This window comes from Micromonospora sp. NPDC000089 (assembly GCF_042899365.1).
GTDB lineage: Bacteria > Actinomycetota > Actinomycetes > Mycobacteriales > Micromonosporaceae > Micromonospora.
Genome location: NZ_JBIAZT010000005.1, coordinates 297,772 through 322,201, shown reverse-complemented (window position 1 = coordinate 322,201; position 24,430 = coordinate 297,772). Strand labels below are relative to the sequence as shown.

General features: G+C 73.6%; 25 protein-coding genes. 10 read left to right on the top strand and 15 right to left on the bottom strand.

Annotated elements, in window-relative coordinates; genetic code table 11:
- Positions 1-81 precede the first annotated feature (81 nt).
- From prcA to arc, 7 genes are all read right to left on the bottom strand, one after another.
- On the bottom strand, positions 82-918 hold the full coding sequence (gene prcA / locus ACFY3U_RS13045; protein WP_387199676.1) for a proteasome subunit alpha: 837 nt from the start codon (positions 916-918) through the stop codon (positions 82-84).
- 61 nt (positions 919-979) lie between these two features.
- Positions 980-1,819, bottom strand: coding sequence for a proteasome subunit beta (gene prcB, locus ACFY3U_RS13040; RefSeq protein ID WP_387199673.1), 840 nt, complete (start codon positions 1,817-1,819; stop codon positions 980-982).
- Positions 1,738-2,424: an endonuclease VII domain-containing protein gene (locus tag ACFY3U_RS13035; RefSeq protein WP_387199670.1), complete on the bottom strand. Its 687-nt coding sequence runs from the start codon at positions 2,422-2,424 to the stop codon at positions 1,738-1,740. Before ACFY3U_RS13035 ends, prcB begins: the two co-directional genes overlap by 82 nt.
- 22 nt (positions 2,425-2,446) lie before the next feature.
- On the bottom strand, positions 2,447-2,659 hold the full coding sequence (locus tag ACFY3U_RS13030; RefSeq protein WP_387199667.1) for a ubiquitin-like protein Pup: 213 nt from the start codon (positions 2,657-2,659) through the stop codon (positions 2,447-2,449).
- Positions 2,660-2,771: 112 nt separating this feature from the next.
- On the bottom strand, positions 2,772-4,289 hold the full coding sequence (gene dop / locus ACFY3U_RS13025) for a depupylase/deamidase Dop (RefSeq protein ID WP_387199665.1): 1,518 nt from the start codon (positions 4,287-4,289) through the stop codon (positions 2,772-2,774).
- A 58-nt stretch (positions 4,290-4,347) separates the two neighbouring features.
- Positions 4,348-6,414: a hypothetical protein gene (locus ACFY3U_RS13020; RefSeq protein ID WP_387199662.1), complete on the bottom strand. Its 2,067-nt coding sequence runs from the start codon at positions 6,412-6,414 to the stop codon at positions 4,348-4,350.
- A 153-nt stretch (positions 6,415-6,567) separates the two neighbouring features.
- Complete coding sequence (arc, locus tag ACFY3U_RS13015; protein ID WP_387199659.1) at positions 6,568-8,349, bottom strand: proteasome ATPase; 1,782 nt, start codon at positions 8,347-8,349, stop codon at positions 6,568-6,570.
- A 178-nt stretch (positions 8,350-8,527) separates the two neighbouring features.
- Here arc and ACFY3U_RS13010 point away from each other — a divergent pair, with 178 nt between their 5' ends.
- The gene (locus ACFY3U_RS13010) at positions 8,528-8,821 is read left to right on the top strand and encodes a ferredoxin (RefSeq protein ID WP_387199952.1); all 294 of its coding nucleotides are present in this window, start codon (positions 8,528-8,530) and stop codon (positions 8,819-8,821) included.
- A gap of 14 nt (positions 8,822-8,835) precedes the next feature.
- On the opposite strand, the gene ACFY3U_RS13005 is transcribed toward ACFY3U_RS13010, so the two are convergent.
- From ACFY3U_RS13005 to ACFY3U_RS12995, 3 genes are all read right to left on the bottom strand, one after another.
- Positions 8,836-9,408, bottom strand: a complete 573-nt coding sequence (locus ACFY3U_RS13005) for a hypothetical protein (protein ID WP_387199656.1) — start codon at positions 9,406-9,408, stop codon at positions 8,836-8,838.
- A gap of 79 nt (positions 9,409-9,487) precedes the next feature.
- Entirely contained in the window at positions 9,488-10,504 is a 1,017-nt protein-coding gene (locus ACFY3U_RS13000) for a tRNA (adenine-N1)-methyltransferase (RefSeq protein ID WP_387199653.1), read from the bottom strand.
- The gene (locus ACFY3U_RS12995) at positions 10,501-11,664 is read right to left on the bottom strand and encodes a M50 family metallopeptidase (RefSeq protein ID WP_387199650.1); all 1,164 of its coding nucleotides are present in this window, start codon (positions 11,662-11,664) and stop codon (positions 10,501-10,503) included. The genes ACFY3U_RS13000 and ACFY3U_RS12995 overlap by 4 nt, the downstream gene beginning before the upstream one ends.
- Positions 11,665-11,746: 82 nt before the next feature.
- Between ACFY3U_RS12995 and ACFY3U_RS12990 the strand changes: the two genes are divergently transcribed.
- From ACFY3U_RS12990 to ACFY3U_RS12980, 3 genes are all read left to right on the top strand, one after another.
- Positions 11,747-12,658, top strand: a complete 912-nt coding sequence (locus tag ACFY3U_RS12990; protein WP_387199647.1) for a RecB family exonuclease — start codon at positions 11,747-11,749, stop codon at positions 12,656-12,658.
- 487 nt (positions 12,659-13,145) lie between these two features.
- Positions 13,146-13,913 (top strand): ABC transporter ATP-binding protein, encoded by a 768-nt coding sequence (locus ACFY3U_RS12985; protein WP_387199644.1) that lies wholly within the window; start codon positions 13,146-13,148, stop codon positions 13,911-13,913.
- Positions 13,913-16,456 carry an ABC transporter permease gene (locus tag ACFY3U_RS12980; protein WP_387199641.1) on the top strand — a complete coding sequence of 848 codons (2,544 nt, stop codon included), beginning with the start codon at positions 13,913-13,915 and terminating at the stop codon, positions 16,454-16,456. Before ACFY3U_RS12985 ends, ACFY3U_RS12980 begins: the two co-directional genes overlap by 1 nt.
- 50 nt (positions 16,457-16,506) lie before the next feature.
- Here ACFY3U_RS12980 and ACFY3U_RS12975 read toward each other — a convergent pair whose 3' ends face one another.
- The 3 genes from ACFY3U_RS12975 to ACFY3U_RS12965 all read right to left on the bottom strand — a co-directional run bounded on the left by ACFY3U_RS12975 (position 16,507) and on the right by ACFY3U_RS12965 (position 18,387).
- Positions 16,507-17,154 carry an HAD family hydrolase gene (locus tag ACFY3U_RS12975; RefSeq protein WP_387199638.1) on the bottom strand — a complete coding sequence of 216 codons (648 nt, stop codon included), beginning with the start codon at positions 17,152-17,154 and terminating at the stop codon, positions 16,507-16,509.
- 169 nt (positions 17,155-17,323) lie between these two features.
- Positions 17,324-18,085, bottom strand: a complete 762-nt coding sequence (locus ACFY3U_RS12970; RefSeq protein WP_387199635.1) for a neutral zinc metallopeptidase — start codon at positions 18,083-18,085, stop codon at positions 17,324-17,326.
- Between the two features lie 98 nt (positions 18,086-18,183).
- Positions 18,184-18,387: a hypothetical protein gene (locus ACFY3U_RS12965; RefSeq protein WP_387199632.1), complete on the bottom strand. Its 204-nt coding sequence runs from the start codon at positions 18,385-18,387 to the stop codon at positions 18,184-18,186.
- A 38-nt stretch (positions 18,388-18,425) separates the two neighbouring features.
- On the opposite strand from ACFY3U_RS12965, the gene ACFY3U_RS12960 reads away from it, so the two are divergent.
- Together ACFY3U_RS12960 and ACFY3U_RS12955 are read left to right on the top strand one after the other, a co-directional pair.
- Entirely contained in the window at positions 18,426-19,226 is an 801-nt protein-coding gene (locus ACFY3U_RS12960; RefSeq protein WP_387199629.1) for a class I SAM-dependent methyltransferase, read from the top strand.
- Positions 19,227-19,311: 85 nt separating this feature from the next.
- A complete protein-coding gene (locus ACFY3U_RS12955; protein WP_387199626.1) occupies positions 19,312-19,896 on the top strand; it encodes a hypothetical protein in 585 nt (194 codons plus the stop codon).
- A gap of 17 nt (positions 19,897-19,913) precedes the next feature.
- On the opposite strand, the gene ACFY3U_RS12950 is transcribed toward ACFY3U_RS12955, so the two are convergent.
- On the bottom strand, positions 19,914-20,747 hold the full coding sequence (locus ACFY3U_RS12950; protein ID WP_387199623.1) for an alpha/beta fold hydrolase: 834 nt from the start codon (positions 20,745-20,747) through the stop codon (positions 19,914-19,916).
- Between the two features lie 71 nt (positions 20,748-20,818).
- Between ACFY3U_RS12950 and ACFY3U_RS12945 the strand changes: the two genes are divergently transcribed.
- The 4 genes from ACFY3U_RS12945 to ACFY3U_RS12930 all read left to right on the top strand — a co-directional run bounded on the left by ACFY3U_RS12945 (position 20,819) and on the right by ACFY3U_RS12930 (position 23,657).
- The gene (locus ACFY3U_RS12945) at positions 20,819-21,841 is read left to right on the top strand and encodes a sigma-70 family RNA polymerase sigma factor (RefSeq protein ID WP_387199620.1); all 1,023 of its coding nucleotides are present in this window, start codon (positions 20,819-20,821) and stop codon (positions 21,839-21,841) included.
- 100 nt (positions 21,842-21,941) lie between these two features.
- Positions 21,942-22,358, top strand: coding sequence for a hypothetical protein (locus tag ACFY3U_RS12940; RefSeq protein WP_387199617.1), 417 nt, complete (start codon positions 21,942-21,944; stop codon positions 22,356-22,358).
- A gap of 69 nt (positions 22,359-22,427) precedes the next feature.
- Complete coding sequence (locus ACFY3U_RS12935) at positions 22,428-23,177, top strand: hypothetical protein (RefSeq protein ID WP_387199614.1); 750 nt, start codon at positions 22,428-22,430, stop codon at positions 23,175-23,177.
- Between the two features lie 9 nt (positions 23,178-23,186).
- Positions 23,187-23,657, top strand: a complete 471-nt coding sequence (locus tag ACFY3U_RS12930) for a DUF1707 domain-containing protein (RefSeq protein WP_387199611.1) — start codon at positions 23,187-23,189, stop codon at positions 23,655-23,657.
- Here the strand turns inward: ACFY3U_RS12930 and ACFY3U_RS12925 are convergent.
- Positions 23,649-24,350, bottom strand: a complete 702-nt coding sequence (locus ACFY3U_RS12925; protein ID WP_387199608.1) for a dihydrofolate reductase family protein — start codon at positions 24,348-24,350, stop codon at positions 23,649-23,651. The genes ACFY3U_RS12930 and ACFY3U_RS12925 overlap by 9 nt on opposite strands.
- Between the last annotated feature and the right edge of the window lie 80 nt (positions 24,351-24,430).

The following is a 24,430-nucleotide window of genomic DNA, read 5'->3' as shown; positions in this document are numbered from 1 at the left end:
GAGCGGATGCCCGGCGCGGGGCCGGATCGCGCTCGATCCGGGACGCGGTGGCGTGGCCGCCGCATCCCGGATCGGGTCCCGCTACGCCGGTGGCGTCCCGTCCCGCTGGCCGCCCTCAAGGTCGGCCGAGCCGGCGGAGGTGGTGGGCTTGTGCGCCTCCTCGGTCGGCACGGTCGGGGTCTTCGCCCGACCACCGGCCGGTGCGGTGTCGGCCGACGAGTCACCGTCCAGCAGCGCGGTCAGCGCCGCCCCGGTCACCCGCCGGAACGTCCGCCCCACCCGCTGGCGGTCCAGCACCGCCACCTCGAGCTGGTTCGCGGCGATGGTCCTGGCCGCGCCGCCCTCGCCGCCGACGCTGCTCAGCGCCGACATGGCGACCTTGACCGCCTCGCTGAGCGACATCTCCGGCCGGTGCCGCTCCTTGAGCACGGCGGTGATCGCCTCGGCCTGGCCACCCATCGCCATCCGGCCCGGCTCGTCGTTGACCGAGCCGTCGTAGGTGATCCGGTACAGCTCGTCGTCATCCGCCGAGGCCCCGACCTGCGCCACGCAGATCTCCACCTCGAACGGCTTCGACTGCTCGGTGAAGATCGACCCCAGGGTCTGCGCGAACGCGTTCGCCAACGCCCGGCCGGTGACGTCGCGCCGGTCGTAGCTCAGGCCGTTCAGGTCGGCCATCCGCACCCCGGCCCGACGCAGGTTCTCGAACTCGTTGTAGCGGCCGACCGCGGCGAAGCCGATCCGGTCGTAGATCTCGCTGACCTTGTGCAGGGCGCTGGAGAGGTTCTCCGCGACGAAGAGCACCCCACCGGCATAGCTGAGGACCACCGCGCTGCGCCCCCGGGCCACGCCCTTGCGGGCCAGCTCGGAGCGGTCGCGCATGATCTGCTCGGGCGAGGCGTAGAACTGCATGGCCACGGCGGCGGTTCTCCTTGGTTCGCGGTGCGGGAGCTGGTGTCAGGGGGCGGAAGGACGGCGGTCAGCCGCCCGGGTTCTCCATCCGGCCGGCCACGACCGACTCGGCGATCGCCGCCGTCTCGGCGTCGGTGAGCCGGCGCGTGCCCTCGGCGGTCGCGGTCATCACCACCGGGTAGATCCGGCGGGTCAGGTCCGGGCCGCCGGTGGCGGTGTCGTCGTCGGCGGCGTCGTAGAGCGCCTCGACGGCCAGCCGGGTCGCGTCCTCGATCGAGACGCCGGCCCGGTAGCGCTTCTTCAGCGCGGACTTGGCGAACAGCGAGCCGGAGCCGATCGCGTCGTAGCCGGTCTCCTCGTAGGGGCCGCCGGTGACGTCGAAGCTGAAGATCCGGCCGGCCCGGGCCGGGTCGCTCGCGGCCAGGTCGAACCCGGCGAACAGCGGCACGACCGCGAGGCCCTGCATCGCCGCGCCCAGGTTGCCGCGGATCATCGAGGCCAGCCGGTTGGCCTTGCCGTCGAGCGAGAGCATCGCGCCCTCGATCTTCTCGTAGTGCTCCAGCTCCACCTGGAACAGTCGCATCAGCTCGATGCCGATGCCGGCGGTGCCGGCGATGCCGACCAGCGAGTACGCGTCCGCCGGGTGCACCTTCTCGATGTCACGCTGGGCGATCAGGTTGCCCATGGTGGCTCGCCGGTCGCCGGCCAGCACCACGCCGCCGGTGGCGGAGATGGCCACGATGGTGGTGGCGTGCGGCGCCAGGTCGGCGGCCATGCCCGGCGGCAACGGCCGGCGGCCGGGCAGCATCTCGGGAGCCACCCGGCTCAGGAACGTCGTGAAGGAGGACGTCCCCGCGTTGGTGAAAACATCTGGTAGACGCCCGGATGGATCAAAGCCCGCTGCCACGTGGTTCCTCTCAGGTACGTGATCGCCTCGGCCAGCCTCGTGGGACTGTCACGGAACTGACCGAGGCCGCCGTTGCAGTTGAAGCAGAGTATCCCGCGCACCCACCCGGTGCGATGATCGTGGTCCAGATGTTGCGGATCTTCCGCGCCGCAGATGGCGCAGACCCCGCCCTGCTCGGCGAGCAGCTCCTGGAACTCCTTCTCGCCGACGCCGTAGCGCCGGCGCAGGTGGTACTCGCGACTCCCGCCGTGCAACCGGAGTTTGCTCTCCTTGCCCTTCTCGTTGTGGCAGGGCTTGCAGTATCGGCCGTAGCCGCCCCGCCCCGACCGATTACGGGGAAAGTCGTCGAGCGCTTTCGTCTCACCGCACGCCGGGCAGCGGCGGTGACCGTTCGGGACCGCCGGCAGCTCGCGGACCTCCCGACCGTGCTTCGTCCTCAGCCGCTTGGCGTAGCTCGCCTTGGAACGCAGGTTGAAGCATGTCTTGCAGTAGCTGCCGCGACCGTCCGGCCGGCGACTGTTCATGCAGAACTCATCGAGCGGCTTCCACTCGTCGCAGTCCCGGCAACGACGGCGTCCGTCTCGATCATCGAGCGGTTTAGGCATGTCCGATTTGCCCAACTATGCCCTATTGGCCCCCTTTTTGAACGTAGCCTCTCACAAATTCCTCGGCGTTCTCCTCCAGGACGGAGTCGATCTCGTCGAGCAGGTCGTCGACGTCCTCGGTGATCTCGGCGTGCCGCTCGGCAACCTCGGGGTTGGCCTGCGCGGTGACGTCCTCGACCTCTTCGCCCTGGGTCGACTTGTTGGACTGGGTCTGACCACCCTCTTGCGTCGCCATCTGGTGCCTCCTCCACGATCACGATCGCCTGCGACGAACTTACCTCGCCGGAGCGACGAAAAGCCCGCCGCACGCCGGGTTCCGGCGTACGACGGGCTTCGATCGGCGACGCTCAGCCGCCGGTCAGCGTCTCCAGCAGGTCCTTGGCCGTGTCGCAGCGGTCGAAGAGCGCGCCGACGTGCGCCCGGGTGCCGCGCTCCGGCTCCATCATCGGCACCCGCACCAGCGACTCCCGGCCGATGTCGAAGATGACCGAGTCCCAGCTCGCCGCCACCACCTCGGAGGCGTACTGGGCCAGGCAGCGGCCCCGGAAGTAGGCCCGGGTGTCCTCCGGCGGCTCGGTCATCGCCCGCCGGGTCTGCTCGTCGTCGAGCAGCGTCTTCATCGAGCCGCGGGAGACCAGCCGGTGGTAGAGGCCCTTCTCCGGCCGTACGTCGGAGTACTGCAGGTCGACCAGCTGCAGCTTGTGCGAGCCCCAGCCCAGCTTCTCGCGCTCCCGGTAGCCCTCCAGCAGCCGCAGCTTGGCCACCCAGTCCAGTTCGTCGGCGCACTCGAAGGCGTCCCGGCCGAGCCGGTCCAGCACGCTCTCCCAGCGGTCGAGCACGTCGAGCGTCTGCGCGTCGGCGTCGCCGCCGTACCGCTGGTCCACGAAGGACCGGACCCGCTCCAGGTATGCCCACTGCACGTCCAGGGCGGTGAGCTTCCGGCCGTCACGCATCCGCATCAGGTGCTTCAGGGACGGGTCGTGGCTGACCGCGCGCAGCTCGCTGACCGGGTCGGCGATGCCCAGGTCGGGGCCGAGCGCCTTCTCCTCGATCATGGTGAGGATCAGCGCGGTGGTGCCCACCTTGAGGTAGGTGGAGATCTCGGAGAGGTTGGCGTCGCCGATGATGACGTGCAGCCGGCGGTACTTGTCGGCGTCGGCGTGCGGCTCGTCCCGGGTGTTGATGATCGGCCGCTTGAGGGTGGTCTCCAGGCCGACCTCGACCTCGAAGAAGTCGGCGCGCTGGGAGATCTGGAAGCCGCTCTGCCCGCCGTCCTGGCCGATGCCGACCCGGCCGGCGCCGCAGACGATCTGCCGGGTGACGAAGAACGGCGTCAGGTACGCCACGATGTCGGCGAACGGGGTCTGCCGCCGCATCAGGTAGTTCTCGTGGGAGCCGTAGCTGGCCCCCTTGTTGTCGGTGTTGTTCTTGTAGAGGTGGATCGGGTGGGTGCCGGGGATGGTGGCGGCCCGCCGGGAGGCCTCGGCCATCACCCGCTCCCCCGCCTTGTCCCAGCGCACGATGTCGAGGGGGTTGGTCACCTCGGGCGTGGAATATTCCGGGTGCGCGTGGTCGACGTAGAGCCGGGCGCCGTTGGTGAGTATCACGTTGGCCAGGCCGAGGTCCTCGTCGGCGAGCGCCTCGGCCGGGTCGTACGCGGCGCCGGAGTAGGTGAAGCCGCGGGCGTCGCGCAGCGGCGACTCCTCCTCGTAGTCCCATCTGGCCCGGCCGCCGCGGTTGAGCTCGGGGCGCGCTCCGTACGCGTTGACCACCTGGGACGAGGTGACCATCGGGTTGGCTCCGGCCTGGCCGGGCACGGAGATCCCGTACTCGACCTCGGTGCCCATGATCCTTCTGACGCTCATCGACCTACCTGCTTCGCTCGCCTCACCCGGTCCGCCGTCACGTCGAGCGTAGTCGCCGTCACCGGGGAAGGGGGCACGCCGGCACAGCGGGGGCGGGTGTCGCGGGTGGTCCGGCGGGTCGCGGGGTGGCCGGCGGCGGGTCGGACGGCAGTACGTCGCACTCCGGCACGGCGACGGTGACGACGCTGACCCGGTGCCGTAGCAGTGGATCGGCCTTGAGCAGCCGGGCGAGCCGCCGCTCGGCGCTCGGGTCGGCGGCGACGAAGCGGATCGGGCCGGGTACCCGGCGCGCCACCAGTTCGGTCCGGTCCGGTGCCGCGAACGGCAGCCCGTAGATGCCGGCCTCGGTGCGGGCGGTGGTGCCCTGCAGGGTGCTGAGGCAGAGGGATTCGACGTAGCCGCGGTAGGGGCCGCGGTCGAGCACGATGGTGGTGGTGCCGGGCAGGTCGGGGTAGCGCCGCCGGGCTTCGGCGCAGACCCAGGCCACTCTGGACGGCAGGGTGAGGTCCTGGTGGATCCACTGCTGGGCCCAGGTCTTCCGGTCGACCAGCAGCAGGCTGGGGTGCCACCCGGTCACCCCGCACAGGGCCACGGCGGTGGTGGCGGTGACCGCGCCGGCGAGCACCGCGGCGACGGTGCCGGCGACGCCGCGGGCACGGCGACCGCCCGGGGGTACGGGCAGCAGCCGGACCACCCCGGCGGCGCCGACGATCAGCAGCGCGGTGGCGAGGTGGGCGGCCTTGTTGAAGTAGTAGCCGGGCGGCACGTCGGCGGAGGTGTCGACCTGAGCGATGGCCAGCGGCAGCGCGGCGCCCACGACGCAGACCAGCAGCAGCCGCCGCCAGGTGCGATCGGCGCGCCGGATCTGGACCAGCAGGGCGACGGCGACGATGCCGCCCAGCCAGACGAGTGCCCGCCAGGCCTCGGTGACCTGGCCGGCGCCGATGGTCAGTGCCTCGGCCTGCCCGGCGCGCAGCACCCCCAGCAGCGGCGCGACCAGGGCGAGGGTCGCGGCGGCGAGACCGGTGACGGTGACGCTGATCCAGCGGCGCAGCGCCTCCCGCCAGTGCCCGACAAGCCAGCAGAGCGCCAGCACGGCGGCGCACGGGAGGAACAGGTAGTAGCTGAACCCGATCGCGGCGAGCAGGGCGCCGAGCAGCAGGGCCTGTTCCCGGGTGCCCGCCAGCGGCCGCGCCACCAGGGCGGCGAGCAGCACGGTGAGGGCGAGGCCGAACACCTCGGTGGGGTATCCGGCGATGATCAGCCGGGGCAGCTGGGTGCCCAGGACGAGGGAGCCGACGATCACGGTGAGGACGGTGCGGTGCAGCGGGTGCAGCGGCCCGGCGACCCGGTGCGCGGCCCAGAGCAGGGCGAGCACGAGCAGCCCGAAGCTGGCGAGGCACCAGCCGGCGTAGTGGCCGATGCCGGCGGCGCCGCGCGGCCCGGCGCCGGTGGGGCCGAGGAAGCCGTCGAGCAGGGCGGTGACCAGGTGCCAGCCCTGCGGGTAGTAGACCAGTTGGGTGATGACCTGGTCGCGGGCGCCGGCGGGGTCGACGAAGGCGTAGCCGCCGAGCCGCCCGATGGCGTCGAAGAGCGCGAGGTGCCGCCAGTTGTCCTCACCGCGCCCCATGATGGTGAGCTGGTCGGCGAGGTCAGCGGCGCGCAGCCACGGCTGGCCGAGGTAGGTCACCGCGGCCGCGGTGCCGGCGACGGGGAACAGGTCGGGCCAGCCGGGACGGGGCAGCCGTGGGCGGCGGCGGGTGGCCGCGGCGGCCAGCGCCAGCAGGGTGAGGGCGAGGCCGGTGACCGGCACCGGCCGGATCCCCCACGGCCAGGTGGTGAAGAGCAGGCCGGCGGCGGTGGCGGCGCCGAGCAGTAGCGCGAGGGCGAGCACCAGCCGGTCGAGCAGGGTGCGCCCGCCGCGCAGCAGGCTGGCGGTGACCAGCAGAACGATGGGTGGCAGCAGCCGGTCGGCGTGCGCCGCGTGCGCGGCGAGCGGCCCTAACCAGGCCGCGACCAGGGCGGCGGCCAGCAGCGGTACCCGGCGGGGGCGGCGCGGCGCGGGCGGCGCCGCGGCGTCCGCCGGGAGGCTCGGCGGGACGGCGACGGTGAGCTCGGAGGGCACGCGGATCCTTGGCGGTTGACCAGTGCAATGCCCGAATTATACCGAAGGGTGCGGTTGGGAACCCGCCGGACGCGCGGTGCCGCGCTCGTCACCGGACGGCGGGTACGAGCGGGCCCGCGGCGCGTCGCGCCGCGGGCCCGGGTCGTCGGTGCGTCAGAGGTACTGACCGGTGTTGCTGGCCGTCTCGATGGAGCGGCCGGCCTCGGCACCCTTGCCGCCGGAGACGAGCGTACGGATGTAGACGATCCGCTCGCCCTTCTTGCCGGAGATCCGGGCCCAGTCGTCGGGGTTGGTGGTGTTGGGCAGGTCCTCGTTCTCGCGGAACTCGTCGACGCACGAGTCGAGCAGGTGCTGCAGTCGCAGTCCCTTGCGCCCGGAGGTGAGGAACTCCTTGATGGCCATCTTCTTGGCCCGGTCGACGATGTTCTGGATCATGGCGCCGGAGTTGAAGTCCTTGAAGTAGAGGACCTCCTTGTCGCCGTTGGCGTAGGTCACCTCGAGGAAGCGGTTCTCCTCGGTCTCCGAGTACATCCGCAGCACGGTCGCGTCGATCATCGCGGCTACGGTGGCCTGGGCGTCGCCGCCGTGCTCGGTCAAGTCGTCCGGGTGCAGGGGCAGCCCGGAGAGGATGTACTTGGAGAAGATGTCCTTGGCCGCCTCGGCGTCCGGCCGCTCGATCTTGATCTTCACGTCGAGCCGGCCGGGGCGCAGGATGGCCGGGTCGATCATGTCCTCCCGGTTGGAGGCGCCGATCACGATCACGTTCTCCAGGCCCTCGACACCGTCGATCTCGCTGAGCAGCTGCGGAACGATGGTGTTCTCCACGTCGGAGGAGACGCCGGAGCCACGGGTCCGGAAGATCGAGTCCATCTCGTCGAAGAACACGATCACCGGGGTGCCCTCGCCGGCCTTCTCCCGCGCCCGCTGGAAGATCAGCCGGATGTGCCGCTCGGTCTCGCCGACGTACTTGTTGAGCAGCTCCGGGCCCTTGATGTTGAGGAAGAAGCTGGTGTGCCGCTCCTTGCCCTCGCGCTCGGCGATCTTCTTGGCCAGCGAGTTCGCCACCGCCTTGGCGATGAGCGTCTTTCCGCAGCCGGGCGGACCGTAAAGCAGGATGCCCTTCGGCGGCCGGAGCTGGTGCTCGCGGAACAGGTCTGCGTGCAGGAAGGGCAGCTCGACCGCGTCGCGGATCTGCTCGATCTGCGAGTGGAGGCCGCCGATGTCGGTGTAGTCGACGTCGGGCACCTCCTCCAGGACGAGCTCCTCGACCTCGCTCTTCGGGATCCGCTCGTACGCGTACGCCGAGCGGGGCTCGATCATGAGCGAGTCGCCGGCCCTGATCGGCGCGCCGATCAGGGTGTCGGCCAGGTGCACGATCCGTTCCTCGTCGGAGTGGGAGACCACCAGCGCCCGGTCACCCGGGGCGCCGTCGGTCCCGACCAGGATCTCCTTGAGCATCACCACCTCGCCGACCCGCTCGTAACCGAACGCGTCCACGATGTTGAGCGCGTCGTTGAGCAGGACCTCCTGGCCGCGCCGAAGCTCCTCGGCGTCCAGTGAGGGCGACACGGCGACCCGGAGCTTGCGCCCACCGGTGAAGATGTCCACCGTGCCGTCGTCGTGCCGAGCGAGAAAGACGCCGTAGCCGCTGGGCGGCTGGGCGAGCCGGTCGATCTCCTCCTTGAGCGTCACGATCTGCGCGCGAGCCTCCTTGAGGGTGCTCACCAGCCGATCGTTGTTCTCCGTGAGCCGCGCCAACTGTGCCTGGGTGGCCGCCAGCCGCTCTTCGAGCTGCCGGACGTGTCGGGGGCTCTCGGTCAACTTGCGCCGCACCAGAGCGAGTTCCTCTTGAAGGAACGCGACCTGCGTGGAGAGATCGTGGGCCTCCTTCTCCCACCGTGCGGCGCGCGAGTCCGCGTCGTCGCTGCGTGCCACGTCCCACCTCCCCGGGGGGCTTGAACGTTCTGCCCTAACACTAGCCGCTATGAGGCCGATTCGGTCCCGTGCAACACCCTCGTCACCGAACCTTGATCGCCAAGGGTGGCCCCGGGGGCTGGTCCGGGCGTTCGGGTACCGTCGAGGCGTGGGACGGGAGAACATGGGGGGTGCACCGGTGGCCGAGGTCGCGACCGACCAGTTGCAGGTCTGGGTGGACCAGGATCTCTGCACGGGCGACGGGCTGTGCGTGCAGTACGCGCCCGAGGTATTCGAGTTCGATGTCGACGGCCTGGCGTACGTCAAGGGCGTCGACGGCGAGCTGCGGCTCGCCCCGGGCAGCCGGGTGGACGTGCCGGAGCACCTGCGGCTCGAGGTGATCGACTCGGCCAAGGAGTGCCCGGGCGACTGCATCCACGTGGTGCGGGGCAGCGACGGCGTCGAGGTCGCCGGCCCCGAGGCCGACGACTGACCCCGGCGCCGGCCTCAGAGCAGCGGCCGGCCGACCACCGAGGCGACCAGCCGGGCGAACTCCTCCAGCCGGGCGATCTGGCCGGCCCCGCCGTCGTCCAGCGTCTTGCCGAAGCGCAGCGCGTCGTGCCGCGGGGCGCCGACGATCTCGTCGCCGGGCGGCGCCTCGTCCAGCGAGGTGAGCAGCAGGTAGACGTCGATGCTGTCGACCCGCACCTCGCCGCTGTCGGCCCGGGTCAGCCGCCGCCGGCAGCCGACCTCGGTGACCGTGGAGACCGGCACCACCCGCAGCGACGAGGTCATCGAGCCGGGCGGCCCCTCCCCCGGCGGGACGTCCTCGCCGTGCCACAGCACCAGCCGGCTGCCGTCGCAGACGACGACCTCCTGCCACACCCCATTGACCTCGTTGACGAAGCGTTCCAGGGTGAAGCCGAGCACCGACGCGCCGCGCAGCACCCCGCCGAGCGCCTCCAGGGCGATGTCCGGATCGCGCAGGTAGGCCCGCGCGGCCGACTCCAGGTCCTGGTAGGGGGACCAGTCCGGGAACACGGCCGGCAGGTCGCCGCCCCCGAACCCTGGCCGACTCATGCCACCTCCACCAGGTCGCGCCGCCCCCCGCGGGCCGGCGGGATCCGTCCGCTCACGTCCCGCCGCCGGCGTGCCGTGGTCACGGCAGGTCCACCCCGTCCGCGGCCGGCGGCGTCGCGGCGGCCTGGGCGGCCGCCGCCTCGCGGGCCGCGGCCGCCTCGCGCAGCGCCTGCTTGCGCTCCGCGTACGCCTCGGCGCCCTTGCTGGGCTTGCGACGCCGGGGCGGGGCGGTGACCCCGGGAGCGAGCTTACGCGCGGAGACCAGGAACGCGGTGTGCGCGATCATCCGGTGGTCCGGCCGGACCGCCAGCCCCTCGGCGTGCCAGTCGCGCACCAGCGACTCCCAGGCCCGCGGCTCGGTCCAGCCGCCCCGCTCGCGCAGCGCCTCGACCAGCTCGGACAGCTGCGGGGTGGTCGCCACGTAACCGATGAACACGCCGCCCGGCACCAGCGCCCGCTCGACCATGTCGAGGGTCTCCCAGGGGGTGAGCATGTCCAGGATGATCCGGTCGAAGCCGGTCTCCCGGCAGTCGGCCACGTCGCCGACGTGCAGCTGCCAGGCCGGGTGCGGGGCGCCGAAGAACGCCTCCACGTTGCGCCGGGCGATCTGGGCGAAGTCGTCGCGCAGCTCGTACGAGTGCAGCTCGCCGGCGGTGCCGACGGCGCGCAGCAGCGAGCAGCTCAGCGCGCCGGAGCCCGCGCCGGCCTCAAGCACCTTGGCACCGGGGAAGATGTCGCCCATCGCGACGATCTGCGCCGCGTCCTTCGGGTAGATGACCTGCGCGCCGCGCGGCATGGACAGCACGTAGTCCGACAGCAGCGGCCGCAGCGCCAGGAACGCCGTTCCGCCACCGGTGGTGGTGACCACGCTGCCGTCCGGCTGCCCGATCAGCGCCTCGTGCTTGAGGATGCCGCGGTGGGTGTGGAACTCCTTGCCGGGCTCCAGCACCACCGTGTGCATCCGGCCCTTGGGGTCGGTCAGCTGCACCCGGTCGCCGGGCCGGAACGGCCCCCGGTGCACCGGGGGAAGCTCCGGGACGGCGGCGGGCGCCGGCGCGTCGGGGTCGGCCGGGAGGGTGGGATGTGCTGCGGTCACCTGTTCATCTTCCGTGTGGGTTCGAGGAGCTGAGCGAGATCCGCGATGTGCAGAACGCCCACGACATCTTCGCCTGACGTCACCACGTACTGCGCGCCCGGGTGGTCCTGGACGGCCGCCATCACCCGCTCGCCGTCCGACCCGGCCACCAGGGTGGGCAGCCCGGCGAGCGGCCGGGCCACCGCGTCCACCGCCGTCCAGGGCCGGCGCTCGGCCGGTACGGCCCCGGCCCGAGCCGGGTCGACCAGGGCGACCGGGCGACCGGCGCCGTCGAGCACGGTCACCGCGGCCCCGGGCGGCCCGGCGGCCGCCTGCCGCCGCTGCGCCTCGGCCAGCGGGGTGCCGGTGGGCACGCCAAGGACCGGGCGGGCCAGCCGGGCCAGGTCGATCAGCGGCACCCGGCGGCCGATCCGGGCGTACCGGACGGACTGCCCGGCGCCCCGCCACAGGGTCACCGCGACCAGCAGCATCAGCGGCAGCATCAACGGCACCAGCAGGCGCTGCAGGGTGAGCCAGCCGGCGAGGGCGGCGGTGCCCACCGCGACGGCGCGCCCCACCCAGCCGGCCACCTCGGTCGCCCGGTGCCGGTCCCGGGTGAGCGCCCACACCACCGCGCGCAGCGCCCGGCCGCCGTCCAGCGGCAGCCCGGGCAGGACGTTGAACAGCGCCACGATCACGTTGCTCAGCGCCAGCTGGAGGGCGAGCTGGTGGGCCAGGGTGTGCGGGGGCAGCGCCAGGGTCGCGGCGACGGCCAGCCCGCCGAGCACCGCGGAGACGGCCGGGCCGGCCAGCGAGACGAGCAGGTCGATCCGCGGGGTCGGGGCGTCCCGGTCCATCTCGGTGTACCCGCCGAGCAGCTCCAGGGTGATCCCGCGCACACCGATGCCGTACCGGCGGGCGGTCAGCGCGTGGCCGAGCTCGTGCAGCAGCACCGAGCCCAGCAGCGAGACCATGAACCCCAGGCCGATCAGGTAGCCGCCCAGCGGCGGCAGGCCGAGCCGGTGCCGGGCGAACTCGGCGTACACCACGGTGACCAGCAGGGTCAGCAGCAGCATCGACACGTTGAGGTGCAGCGGCACCCCGAACACCCGGCCGACGGTCAGGCCGGTACGCCGGCCGGGCCGGGCGGGCCGGCGCGGCGCGCGGCTGCGGGGTTCCATCGGGACGATGCTACGCGGTGGGAGATCACGCTCCGGAGCGGCGACGGCGGCGCTGTCACACCGGTGACCTAACCTTCCGGACATGACGGCGGAACCGGTGATCGACCAGCAGAATCCTCCGGCGGCGCCACCCGCCACGATCCGGGCGTCGCTGTCGCCGTCCCGGGCGGCGGATTTCAAGACGTGCCCCCTGCTCTACCGGTTCCGCAGCATCGATCGGCTGCCCGAGCGGCCCACCCCGGAGCAGGCCCGGGGCACGCTGGTGCACGCGGTGCTGGAGCGGCTGTTCGACCTGCCGGCGGCCGGCCGCACCCCGGACGCGGCCGGCGACCTGGTCGCCCCGCAGTGGGACCGGCTCGTCACCGAGCAGCCGGAGCTGGCCGGCCTGTTCGACCCGGGCGACGCGGCCGGCACCGCCGAGTTCCTCCGCTCGGCCGCCGCCTTGTTGCAGGGTTACTTCGCGGTGGAGGACCCGCGCCGGCTGGAGCCGGCCGAGAGGGAGAGCCTGATCGCCGCGGTCGTCGACGACGAGCTGCTGATCCGCGGCTACCTCGACCGGCTCGACGTGGCACCCGACGGGGCGCTGCGGGTGGTCGACTACAAGACCGGAGGGGCGCCGCGGGAGGCCTTCGAGGCGCGGGCGCTGTTCCAGCTGAAGTTCTACGCGCTGGTGCTGTGGCGCACCCGGGGGGTGGTGCCGCGGGTGCTGCGGCTGCTCTACCTCAAGGACGCCGAGGTCTGCGACTACTCCCCCGACGCCGACGAGCTGGTGCGCTTCGAGCGCACCGTGGTGGCGCTGTGGCGGGCGATCGAGCAGGCCACCGAGCGGCAGGACTTCCGGCCGAAGCCGAGCCGGCTCTGCGACTGGTGCAGCCACCAGGCGCTCTGCCCCACCTTCGGCGGCACCCCACCGCCGTTCCCCGACCGGTCGGCCGCGCCGGATCCGCTGCGCGACTCCCGCTCCGCCCCGGCCGTGCCGGGCGCCGACGAGTGACCGGCCCCGGGTCGCGAACCTGATCGGCGGCGCCGGCGTAGCCCTCCTTCCGTCGCGACCCGGCGCACATCGGCCCGGTGCCCACCCGCGGCGCCGGCCCGCCACCCGAACCGGTCGTCCACCCGTCCGTCCCGGGGCGTAGCCCGCACCACCGCGGCTGCGCCGTGAGGCGTACCCGAATGTTCGCCGGCTGGCCGACGGCGGCGTTGCCCTTCTCACCTACCGTGACGTAAGGCGGCGCGGCGGGGTTGACCATGACGTGGCGTCAGGTGATCAGGTCGTCCCGGACGGCGGGAATCACGCTGGACCGTCCGCCGACTCAGGGACAACCCTGAGCCGGGCTCCGGGCGACCCGCAGCGGAAAGTCCGCAACGGATCAGCCGGGAGGCGGACGGATCCGGGGCGGACGGCACGGAGGATGGAACAGAACTCACCGGCCAGCGGGGGCGGTGAGGGCTATCGGCACGCGACGGAAGAGGTAGATGACGTGACCGCGACGGTAGGCCGGCAGGCGCAGGCCGCGGCCCGGGCGAACGACGTGTGGAAGGTGTACGGCAGCGGCGAGGCGCAGGTCGTCGCGCTGCGAGGGGTCAGCGCCGAGTTCGAGCGCGGCCGGTTCACGGCGATCATGGGCCCGTCCGGCTCCGGCAAGTCGACGCTGATGCACTGCCTCGCCGGGCTGGACTCGGTCACCCGGGGCACCGTGTCGATCGGCGAGACCACGGTGACCGGGCTGGGCGACTCGGGCCTGACGAAGCTGCGCCGGGACAAGGTCGGCTTCATCTTCCAGCAGTTCAACCTGCTGCCCACGCTGACCGCCCACGAGAACATCGTGCTGCCGCTGTCCATCGCCGGCCGCAAGCCCGACCCGGCCTGGTACGACACGGTGATCGACACGGTCGGTCTGAAGGACCGGCTGGGGCACCGGCCGGCGCAGCTGTCCGGTGGCCAGCAGCAGCGGGTCGCCTGCGCCCGGGCGCTGGTCTCCCGCCCCGAGGTGATCTTCGCCGACGAGCCGACCGGCAACCTGGACTCCCGCTCCGGCGCGGAGGTGCTGAACTTCCTGCGCAGCTCCGTCCGCGAGCACGGCCAGACCATCGTGATGGTCACCCACGACCCGACCGCCGCCGCGTACGCCGACCGGGTGGTCTTCCTGGCCGACGGGCAGATCGTCTCGGAGCTGGTCGAGCCGACCGCCGACACCGTGCTGGACACCATGAAGAAGCTGGACGCGCCGGCCGAGGTGACCCGCTGATGTTCCGGGCCACGCTCAAGAGCCTGCTGGCGCGCAAGGTACGGCTGCTGCTGTCCGGTCTGGCGGTGGTGCTCGGGGTCATGTTCGTCTCCGGCGCGTTCGTGCTCACCGACACCCTCGGCCGGTCGTTCGACGCGGTCTTCGCCGACGGGTTCTCCGACATCGACGTCAACGTGCAGGCCAAGCCCAAGCTCGACGAGTCCCAGGGCGGGCAGGTGCCGACGCCGGTGCCGGCCGGCCTGGTGGAGCGGATCCGCCAGGTGGACGGGGTGGCGGAGGTGACCGGCCGGGTCAACGCCGACGGCGCCCGGCTGATCGGCAGCAACGGCAAGGTGGTGAGCTCCTTCGGGCCGCCGCAGCTGGGTGAGAACTGGGTCGGCCAGAGCGACCTGGTGCAGCTGCGCTCGGGTCGGGAGCCGAAGGCCGACGACGAGATCGTGGTCAACCAGGCGCTCGCCGACGCCGCCAAGGTCAAGGTGGGCGACCGGGTGGGCGTGCTCACCCTGGAGCCGAAGAAGCAGTTCACCCTGGTCGGGATCTTCGGCTACAGCGGCGACCGGACGTCGATCGGCGGGGCGAACGAGGTGGCCTTCACCACCCCGGTCGCCCAGCGGCTGATGCTCGGCAAGGCCGACACCTTCACCAGCGTCATCGTCCGGGCCGCCGACGGGGTGACCCCGGCGGCGCTGCGGGACGACGTCGCTGGCGCGCTCGGCGGCGACTACCAGGTCAAGACCGGCGAGCAGTCGGCCGACGACGCGGCGGCCGGCCTGAAGGAGGGGCTGTCCTTCTTCAACAAGATCCTGCTCGGCTTCGCCGCGGTGGCGCTGCTGGTCGGCACGTTCCTGATCCTGAACACCTTCTCGATCATCGTGGCCCAGCGGACCCGGGAGCTGGCGCTGATGCGGGCGATCGGCGCCAGCGGCCGGCAGATCATCGGCTCGGTGGTGCTGGAGGCCGTGCTGGTGGGCCTGATCGCCTCGGTGCTGGGGCTGGCCGCCGGGATCGGCGTGGGCGCGCTGCTGGCGTACCTGTTCGGGAAGCTGGCCGGCGGGCTCGCCCTGGCCGGCGTCGGGGTGCCGCCGGCGGCGGTGATCGGCGCCTTCGCGGTCGGCCTGGTGATCACGGTGGTGGCGGCGTTGCTGCCAGCGCTGCGGGCGTCCCGGATTCCGCCGATCGCGGCGATGCAGGACGTGGCCACGCCGGACCGACCGCTGACCAAGATCACGGTGGCCGGGGGCATCGTCACCGCGATCGGCGGCGGGTTGTTGTTCCTCGGGCTCAGCGGCAACGCCGGCGGCAACACGCTCGCCACCATCCTGGGCGGCGTGCTGTTCGCCTTCATCGGGGTGGCGCTGCTGACCCCGCTGATCAGCAAGCCGGTGGTGGCGCTGCTCGGCGCGGTGTTCGCCTGGTCGGTGCCGGGCAAGCTGGGCCGGCTGAACTCCGGCCGCAACCCGCGCCGCACGGCGATCACCGCCGCCGCCCTGATGGTCGGCATCGCCCTGGTCACCGGGGTGACGGTGATCCTGGACTCGGCGAAGGGCAGCATCGGTGCGCTGGCCGAGGACACCATCAAGGCGGAGCTGGTGATCGCCGGGGCGCAGAGCGGCCCCCGGCCGCCGAGCTTCGACCCGGCGGTGCTGGACAGGGCCGCCGCCATTCCCGGGGTCCAGCTGGTCGACGGCGAGTACGGCGACCTGGCCAAGATCGACGGGACCACCACCTTCGCCGGGGCGAGCAGCAACGTGGCCGCGTTGCAGCGGATCTTCGGCGCGCAGCGCTCCGCCGGCGACATCGGCCGGCTCGGGCCCGGCCAGATGCTGGCCAGCTCGGACACCGCCAAGGACCGCAACTGGTCGGTCGGCTCCCAGGTGTCGGTGCAGCTGGCCCGGGGTGAGGCGCAGCGCTACACCATCACCGGCATCTACCAAAGTTCCGAGTTCACCAACCCGGTGCTGCTGCCCGGCTCGGCGGTGAAGGACTTCGCGATTCCGCAGCCGACCCAGGGGTTCATCCAGCTGGCCCCGGGCGCCAAGGTCGCCGACGTGCAGCCCCGGGTGGAGACGCTGCTGGCCGACTCGCCTGAGGTGTCGGTGGCCGACCGGGGCGCGTTCATCAAGCAGCAGACCAGCCAGCTGGACACCCCGCTGCGGATGATCCAGATCCTGCTGGCGCTGGCCATCGTGATCGCGGTGCTGGGCATCATCAACACGCTGGCCCTGTCGGTGCTGGAGCGCACCCGGGAGCTGGGCCTGCTGCGGGCGATCGGGCTGCGCCGGGCGCAGACCATGCGGATGATCACCGTCGAGGCGGTGGTGATCTCGGTCTTCGGGGCGCTGCTCGGCGTGGCGGTCGGCACCGGGCTCGGCGCCGCGGTGGTCCGCGCCCTCAAGGACGACGGCATCACCGACCTGCGGCTGCCCTGGGGGCAGATGGCGCTGTTCCTGGTGCTCTCCGCGGTCATCGGGGTGATCGCGGCGGTGCTGCCCGCGGTGCGGGCGGCCCGAATCAACGTGCTGGGCGCCATCGCCCACGAGTGAGCCGCGCCGCGACGGCCCCCGCCACCGACCGGTGCGGGGGCCGTCGCGCGTCAGGCCGGCGGCTCGCCGAGCAGCGCGGCCAGCAGCTCCAGGTCCGCGGCGGTCAGGCTCGCCACCTGGTGTACGCCGTCGGCCGTCGGAATCGGCGCCTCCAGCGGTACGGCGAGCACCGCCGCGCCCGCGGCGAGCGCGCTGGCCACCCCGGTCGGCGAGTCCTCGATCGCCACGCACCGCTCGATCGGCACGCCCAGCAGCCGGGCGGCGGTCAGGTACGGCTCGGGGTGCGGTTTGGTGGCGTCCACCTCGTCGCCGCAGACCACCGCGTCGAAGCTGTCCCGGCCCAGGGTGTCCAGGGCGATCTCCACCAGCGGCCGGCCGCTGGAGGTGACCAGCGCGGTCGGGATGCCGGCCGCGCGTACCGCCTTGAGCAGGGCGGACGCGCCCGGCCGCCAGCTCAGGCCGGTGCGGAACAGGGTCAGGATGCGGGCGTTGATCCAGGCGGCGCTCGCCTCCGGGTCGCGTTCCGGCTGGCCCAGGTCGTCGTGCAGGATTCGCATCGAGTCGGCCATGCTGGTGCCGACGATCGCCTGGCGGGCGGCGCCGGACAGGGTGCCGCCGTACTCGGCGGCCAGCTCCTGGAGCGCGACGTCCCAGAGCTTCTCGCTGTCGACCAGGGTGCCGTCCATGTCGAAGAGCACGGCGGCGGGGTGTGGGCTGCTCAGCGGATCCTCCCGGGGTATGGCGGCTGCCGGCGATCCTGCCAGCCAGGTGCGGGCGCGCCGGTTCCCGGGTGCGCCGCGGTGACGCAGATCAACGCCGTCGCCGGTGCTCACCGCCGATCAGTTACGCCTCGCCCGGTGGCCCCGCTCAGTTCAGGTCGCAGGCGTCCAGCGACTTCTCGTAGCCGCGGAAGAACGAGTCGGTGCGCTGCTCGGCGGTGCCGTGCGAGCCCTCCGCGAACCAGGGCTGGTCGGGGTCGTCCCCCACCGCGAGCAGCCCCTCGCGGAACTCGTCCAGGTCACCCTCGTCGAGGGTGAGCACCTTGGCCCGCACCGAGTCGCCCAGGTACGCCCCGGCCATGCAGTCGGCCTGCAGCTCCTGCTGGATGGTGTAGTTGTACCGGATGCCGAGGCGGACCTGGATGCCGTGCGCGTACTCGTGGCCGAGCAGGTAGAACACGAACGCGTCGCCGACCTGGCGGAACGCCGACACCGACCAGTTGACGTCGTAGGCGATGAAGTCGCCCTGCGAGCAGTACACGGCGTTGTTGCGCGGCAGCGCCTGCCCGCCGCAGGACACCTCGCCCTCCCGCTGGTACGGCACGATCCGGCTGATCGGGCGGAACCGCTTGCCGGACGCCTTGAACTGGGCGCCCCAGTACCGCTCGGCGATGTCCACCGCGGTGCCGATGTCGTCCTTGAACTCCGCGACGCTGGTGGTGCCGTCCGCCCGGGTGGTGGTGGACGGGCCGGGCGAGCCGGCCGGCCGGGACTGGGGCGGCGCCGGGTCCTGCGGCTCCTGCGGGCCGGCCCCGCCCACCCCGCCGGCCGCGCACCCGGCGGCCACCACCAGCGCCACCAGCGCGGCGGCGACCCCGCCGCGCGAGCGCCGTCCCGAGCGTGCCGTCACAGTGCCCTCCAGGCGTCCGAGCCGATGCGATCCGATACCCCCGCCGCGTCTCGATCATGCCGGGTGGGGGCCGAGTTGACCATCGCCAGTGGGGGCGGTCAGTGGTGCTCCTCGCCGCGCCGGATCACCTCGCCCTGGGCGGCGTGCCGGGCGGCCTCGTACCGGTGCTGCTCGGCCCGGGCGGCCCGACCCGCGGCCGTGTCCTCACCCGACTGACTCCTGAGCCGGTCGCGCCAGGCGACCCAGCCGAACGCGCCGCCGACCACCAGCACACCGACCCCGAGCACCACCCACGTCGTCATGGCGTCAGGGTAGGACCCCACCGCTACGATCACCGCCCATGGCGAGCTTCGACGATCATGAACGGGACCGCTGGACGGGGCGGGCCGAGGCGTACCGGCGCGGGTTCGCCGCGCTGTGCGCATACCCGGTGGAGGCGCTGCTGGACGCGGCCGGGGTGCGGCCGGGCCACCGGGTGCTCGACGTGGGCTGCGGCACCGGCACGGTGGCCGCCCGGGCCGTCGAGCGGGGCGCGACCGTGGTCGGCGTGGACGCCGAGGCGAGCATGCTGGCGGTCGTCCGCCGGGAGGTGGCCGCGGCCACCCCGGTGCGGGGCGCGTTGCCGCGCCTGCCGGTGGCGACCGCGGCGATGGACGCGGCGGTGGCCAATTTCGTGGTCAACCACGTCGGCGACCCGGCCGCCGCGGTAGCCGAGCTGCGCCGGACGGTACGCCCCGGCGGGCGCGTCGCGGTGACGATCTGGCCGTACCCGCAGTCCCCGCTGCTGGCGCTGTGGGGCGAGGTGTTCGCCGGGGTGGCCACCGGCGAGCTGCCCCGGGTGCCGGCGGACCGGGACTTCGCGCGGACCGGGGCGGGGTTGGCCGGCCTGCTCGCCCGGGCCGGACTGGCCGACGTGCGCGGCGAGACGCTGACCTGGACCCACCGGGTCGACCCGGACGACTGGTGGGCCGGCCCGGCGGCGGGCCTCGGCACGCCGGGGCTGGTGCTGCACCGGCAGTCCCCCGAGGAGCGCGGCCGGCTGCGCCGCCGGTACGACCACCTCGTCGCCGACCACCTGGACGAGCGGGGCCGGCTCGCGCTGCCCACCGCCGCGCTGCTCGCCTGGGGCATGGTGGGCTGAGCTCTGCCCACCCGCGCCGGCCGGTGCGCTGCCGGGACGGCCCGTGCCGGTGCGATGATGGCCGGACGAGCGACCGGGGGTGACCATGAGCGCGGCACGCGTCTTCTGGCTGGACGAGGAGTTCGACCGCGAGCACGCCCCGGACGGGCGCAGCCGGTACGACGCCGAGGTGCGCCGACGGCTCGACGAGTTCGCCGACGCGTGGGGCGACATCGCCCCCGTCACCTTCGCAGTCACCGCGTGGCGGCTGGCCGCCGGCCTGGATCCGGGTTTCGTCCGGTGGCACCGGCGGATCATCGCCGCTCAGTGCCGGCGCAGCCCATGGGACGGCGGCCTGATCGCCACGGTGACCGTGGCCGCCCCCTGGCCGGCCGAGCTGACCTGGAGCCGGCAGTGGACGCGCGACGCCGGCTGGCGGAACTGGCCGCGGTTGTTCGGCCAGTACGCCACACCGACCGAGCAGGACCTCACCCGCGCCCCGCACCTGCGGGCGACGCTGCTGGTCGAGGCGCCGGTGCCGCTGGACGACCTGCCGCCGGCCCCGGACGGCCCCGACGACCAGGTCGACCGGGCCGCCCGGCGGGCCGTCGCCGTCCTGGCGCGCGAGCTGGACGCGCTGCTGGCGCCGATGATCGGGCAGCTGGACGCCGGGGTGCCGGCCGAGTCCTGACACCCCGGCGCGACTCCTCACCGCTCGGCGAGCACCTCCCGCAGGCGGGCGGCGAAGCGCGGCGGGTTCTCCGCGAAGCCGGTGTGCCCGCCGGGGAACATGGCCGGCGCGACGCCGAGCAGCCCGGCGAGCGCCCGCGAGGTGCGGTCGCACAGCTCGCCGGCCGACTCCTCGCCGATGCCGACCACCACCCGGGTCGGGCCGTCGCGCAACGCGGCGACGTCCGGCGCGAACCGGGTGGTGCCGCTGAGCATGTGCAGGTACTGGTAGCGCTCGTCGGCGGCCGACTGCGGGTCGGGCTCGGCCGCGAACATCGCCTGAACGGCCTCCTCGGGCAGCTGGATGTTCGCCGAGGCGAGGAACTTCCGCCAGGCGCCGAGCCGGTCCCCCGCCCGGTAGGTGGCGATCATGTCGTCCTCCCGGGCGCGCAGGTCCGCCCGGTCGTCCACCAGGTCGATCAGCGGCGGCTCGTGGGCGATCACGGTGTGCACCCGGTCGGGGTGCGCCTGGGCGAGCGCGAGGACGGTGACCGCGCCGCCGCTGGAGCCGAGGACCGCCGCCGGCCCGGCGTCCAGGTGGGCGATCAGGCGGGCCAGGTCGTCGGCGCGCAACCGCGGGGTGGAGTCGCTGTCCGGGTCCCGCAGCGGGCTGCGACCGACGCCCCGCGGGTCGGTGGTGAGCACGGTGTGGTCGGTGGCGAGCAGGTCGGCCAGCGGCGCGAAGGCGTCCGCGGTCATCGGGGCGGCGACCAGGGCGACCAGCGGGCCCCGGCCGCGTACCTCGTAGTGCAGTGTGCCGTCGGGGACCTCCAGCGTGGCGACGGTGACGTGGTCGGTGGGCGTGCTGCTCATCGGCTGCTCCAGGGTCGTGGCGGTGTCGCGTTCACCATGCAGACCGGCATCGTGCGGCAGAATCGTCGCTCGTGAGGGTGACGTCCGCGGAACCTGCTGAGCTGGCCCGGGCCCGGGCCGGCGACCCGGCCGCATTCACCGACCTGGTGGCCCCGTTGCGCCGGGAGCTGCACGCGCACTGCTACCGGATGCTCGGGTCCAGTCACGACGCCGACGACGCGGTGCAGGACGCCCTGCTGCGCGCCTGGCGGGGCCTGCCGGGCTTCCAGGGCCGCAGCTCGCTGCGTACCTGGCTCTACAGCGTGGCGACCCGGGCCTGCCTGGACGTCGCCGCCGGCCGGGCGCGCCGCGCGCTGCCGATGGACCTCGGCCCGGCCAGCGAGAGCGCCGTGCCGGACGACGCGCCGGCCGGTGAGGTCGCGTGGCTGGGGCCGTACCCGGACGCCGGCTCCCCCGCCGGTCGGGCCGCTCCCGAGGCCCGGTACGAGCGGCGCGAGGCGGTCGAGCTGGCCTTCGTCGCCGCGCTGCAACACCTGCCCGGCAACCAGCGGGCCGCGCTGCTGCTCTTCGACGTGCTGGGCTTCTCCGCCGCGGAGATCGCCGGCATGCTGGGCACCTCCGCCACCTCGGTCAACTCCGCGCTGGCCCGGGCCCGCCGGCTCGTGGCCGACCGGGTGCCCCCGGTCAGCCAGCAGCAGACTCTGCGGACGCTCGGCGACGCCCGGCTGCGGGCGCTGGTGGACGGGTACGCCACCGCGCTGCAGGACGGGGACGCCGACGCCCTGGTCGCGTTGCTGACCGAGGACGTCACCTGGTCGATGCCGCCCCTGCCGCGGTGGTACCGGGGCGTGGGTGCGGTGGCGGACTTCGCGCGGGAGGTGCCGATGCGCCGCTGCGGCGCCTGGCGGCACCGGTCCACCAGCGCCAACGGGCAGCCGGCGGTGGCGTCCTACCTGCGCGCGCCGGGCGCGACCGGGCCGTACCTGCCGTGGTCGGTCAACGTGCTGACGGTGCGGGACGGACGGATCGCCGGCATCACGTCGTTCCTCGGCCCGGAGCAGTTCACCCTGCTCGGGCTGCCCGACGTCGCCTGAGCGGTCAGCGCTAGCGGGGGCTGCCCCGCGATGCGCGCCAGCGGCACGTCGCCGGGGCGCTGAGCCGCCGCACAGTAGCCGGCACCAGTACTGTCGCCGTGTGACCACCCGGGCAGCTCACGCGAGCATCGTCTACTGGCGACGGAGTCTCTGGAACGGCCGGCGCTGCGTGCCGGTGCTGATGATCCTCGACCAGGGTTGGCTGCGTGCCCGGGACGCCGCCGGTGCGGAGCTGTTCGCCGCCCGCGTGGACCAGGTCTCCGGCAGACTGACCCGCCTGGGCACCCTGGTGCTCACCGTCGCGGATCGCCGCTACGCCCTGGTCGGTCGGGGCTCCGACATCTCCCCCGACCCGAGCCCCGAGCAGCGACGCGAGTGCGGGGAGTTCTGGGCCCACCGTCCGACCCACGGTGACGGCCCAGGCTTCCTCGACCAGGTGTTCAACGGGGCGGCCGCCTTCAAAACCCGGGCCTGGCGGGACGCACTGGTCGGCGGCGGAGCGGCAGTCCGCCGCTGACCCGTAACGTCGTCGACAGCCCCCGTCCAGACAGGAGAGACTGACCGTACGGGGAAGGGGGACAGCGTCATGACACATCCCACCGCAACGCGGGACGGGCAACCGGTCGGCTTCGGCACGCAGACCCGGGAGGCGCTACGGCGTTCCGTCGGGACCAGGGCCCGCACGATCCTGCTCGCGGTGACCCTGCTGCTGGGGCTGCTCGTCGCCGTGGCCGTGGCCGCGAGCGGGGCACCCGAGGACCGTACCCTGTCGGGGGTCTCCCTCCCGGCGCAGAGCGTGATGTCCGTGCTGGTGCCGCTGTTCGGCGTGCTGCTGGCCCACGATCTGCCCCGGGGATCCGGCCGGGCCCGGCTCGCGCCGACCCTGCTGGGCGCGGTGCTGCTCGCCGCGGGCATCGGCCTGGTGGGCCTGCTGTGCAGCGTGGCGGCGGTGACGCTGGTCGCGCCGTCGGACGGCGACGCGGACCCGTGGCGGCACGCCGGCACCGTGGCGGTGGGCAGCGTGCTGGTCCAGGTGCTCGCCCAACTGGTCGGCACCGGCTTCGGCCTGCTCGTCCGGTCGCGCGCCGTCGCGTTCCTCGGCACCATCGTGCTGCCGCTGGGGTGCTGGGCGCTGTTCGGCGCGGTCGACGTGCTGCGGCCCGCACAGGCCTTCACCCCGTTCGACGGGGTGGGCAACCTGCTCTCCGGTGAGATGAGCGCGGTGCGCTGGGCGCAGTGGCTCGGCACCCTGCTGATCTGGGGCGTGGGGCTGAACGCGCTGGGCGCCGCCCGCCGGGACCGCTCCGACCGAGCCGCTGTCGATCATCCTCACTAGGATCGCGCCATGACGAGCGGCGACGACCCCTTCGGCGGGCCGCGGCCACCGCTGCGCATCGGCAACCCGGAGCGCCAGCAGGCCGAGGACGTGCTGGAGACCCACCTGGCCGAGCAGCGGCTGGACTCCGACGAGTTCGACCGCCGGGTCGCGGCCTGCCAGCGGGCGACGACCCAGGCGGAGCTCCTCCAGGTCTTCGCCGACCTGCCCGCCCCGCACCCGCGGATGCCACCGTCCACCGACGACGGCGGGGACGCCGACGACGCCGACTTCCCGCCGGTGGCGGTCGCCGGGTGCCTGGCGCTGGGGCTGGGCCTGCCGGTGGCCGTCGTGCTGGGCTTCGTCTACGGCGCCTGGTGGGCGCTCGCCGTGCCGGTGGCGGTCACCGTGCTCGGGGCGTACGTCGAGCACCTGCGCCGGCCCCGCGACTCCGGCGCGGACGCCGACCACCGGCAGCGGCCGGAGCGGGAGTCACCGTAGGGCGGTCGGGCCGCCGCCGGCGCCGCGGTCGTCGAGGCGCAGCGGCGCCGGGCCCTCCACCCGGTAGCGGATGTGGGTCACGTCGGGCGTGGGCACCACCCGGATCGGGGTCAGCTCGATCCCCGTCCGCCCGCCCAGGCCCAGGTCCCCGTCGAGCAGCCGCATCCCGGCACCCAGCACCACGGGTACGACGTGCAGCTCCAGCTCGTCGAGCAGGCCGGCCTCCAGCACCTGCCGGACCAGGCTGCCGCCGCCGGCCACCGCCACGTCCTTCCCGCCGGCGGCCTCCCGGGCCCGGTCGACGGCGGCGGCGATCCCGTCGGTGACGTACGTGAAGCTGGTGCCGCCGCCGCGGCGGAGCGTCTCCCGGGGACGGTTGGTGACCACGAAGACCGGCGCGCGGAACGGCGGCTCGTCGCCCCACGGCACCTCGCCGCCGTCGGCCATCCGGCGCCCCATCACGTACGCGCCGGGGGCGGCGAAGGTCTCGGCGAGGATGTCGGAGTTCGTGTCGCTGACCCCACCGGCGAAGCCCTGCCGCTCCCGCCAGGCGGCCGCCTCGGTGACCCAGCGGGTGACCCGGAAGAACTTGGCCGCCTCGTCGGACGCCATCCAGTCCCCGTCGCCGTGGTGCCGCGGCCCTGCGTAGCAGCCGTCGAGCGACACGGACAGCTGCGCGGTCACCTTCGTCATCGTGCTGGTTCCTTCCGGCCCGGCGGCGCCCCGACGGCGCCGCTCACCGGGTGATCGGAGCCCTCCGTGCCCATTCCGAC

Bases quoted from the DNA above. Each gene is read 5' to 3' on its own strand.
- ACFY3U_RS12960 (WP_387199629.1), top strand. From the start codon at position 18,426: ATGGCGAGCTTCGACGATCATGAACGGGACCGCTGGACGGGGCGGGCC.
- ACFY3U_RS12930 (WP_387199611.1), top strand. From the start codon at position 23,187: ATGACGAGCGGCGACGACCCCTTCGGCGGGCCGCGGCCACCGCTGCGC.
- ACFY3U_RS13030 (WP_387199667.1), bottom strand. From the start codon at position 2,659: ATGGCGACGCAAGAGGGTGGTCAGACCCAGTCCAACAAGTCGACCCAG.
- ACFY3U_RS12955 (WP_387199626.1), top strand. From the start codon at position 19,312: ATGAGCGCGGCACGCGTCTTCTGGCTGGACGAGGAGTTCGACCGCGAG.
- dop (WP_387199665.1), bottom strand. From the start codon at position 4,289: ATGAGCGTCAGAAGGATCATGGGCACCGAGGTCGAGTACGGGATCTCC.
- ACFY3U_RS12980 (WP_387199641.1), top strand. From the start codon at position 13,913: ATGTTCCGGGCCACGCTCAAGAGCCTGCTGGCGCGCAAGGTACGGCTG.
- ACFY3U_RS12965 (WP_387199632.1), bottom strand. From the start codon at position 18,387: ATGACGACGTGGGTGGTGCTCGGGGTCGGTGTGCTGGTGGTCGGCGGC.
- ACFY3U_RS13035 (WP_387199670.1), bottom strand. From the start codon at position 2,424: ATGCCTAAACCGCTCGATGATCGAGACGGACGCCGTCGTTGCCGGGAC.
- ACFY3U_RS12935 (WP_387199614.1), top strand. From the start codon at position 22,428: ATGACACATCCCACCGCAACGCGGGACGGGCAACCGGTCGGCTTCGGC.
- ACFY3U_RS13005 (WP_387199656.1), bottom strand. From the start codon at position 9,408: ATGAGTCGGCCAGGGTTCGGGGGCGGCGACCTGCCGGCCGTGTTCCCG.
- ACFY3U_RS12990 (WP_387199647.1), top strand. From the start codon at position 11,747: ATGACGGCGGAACCGGTGATCGACCAGCAGAATCCTCCGGCGGCGCCA.
- ACFY3U_RS12995 (WP_387199650.1), bottom strand. From the start codon at position 11,664: ATGGAACCCCGCAGCCGCGCGCCGCGCCGGCCCGCCCGGCCCGGCCGG.
- ACFY3U_RS12950 (WP_387199623.1), bottom strand. From the start codon at position 20,747: ATGAGCAGCACGCCCACCGACCACGTCACCGTCGCCACGCTGGAGGTC.
- ACFY3U_RS12925 (WP_387199608.1), bottom strand. From the start codon at position 24,350: ATGACGAAGGTGACCGCGCAGCTGTCCGTGTCGCTCGACGGCTGCTAC.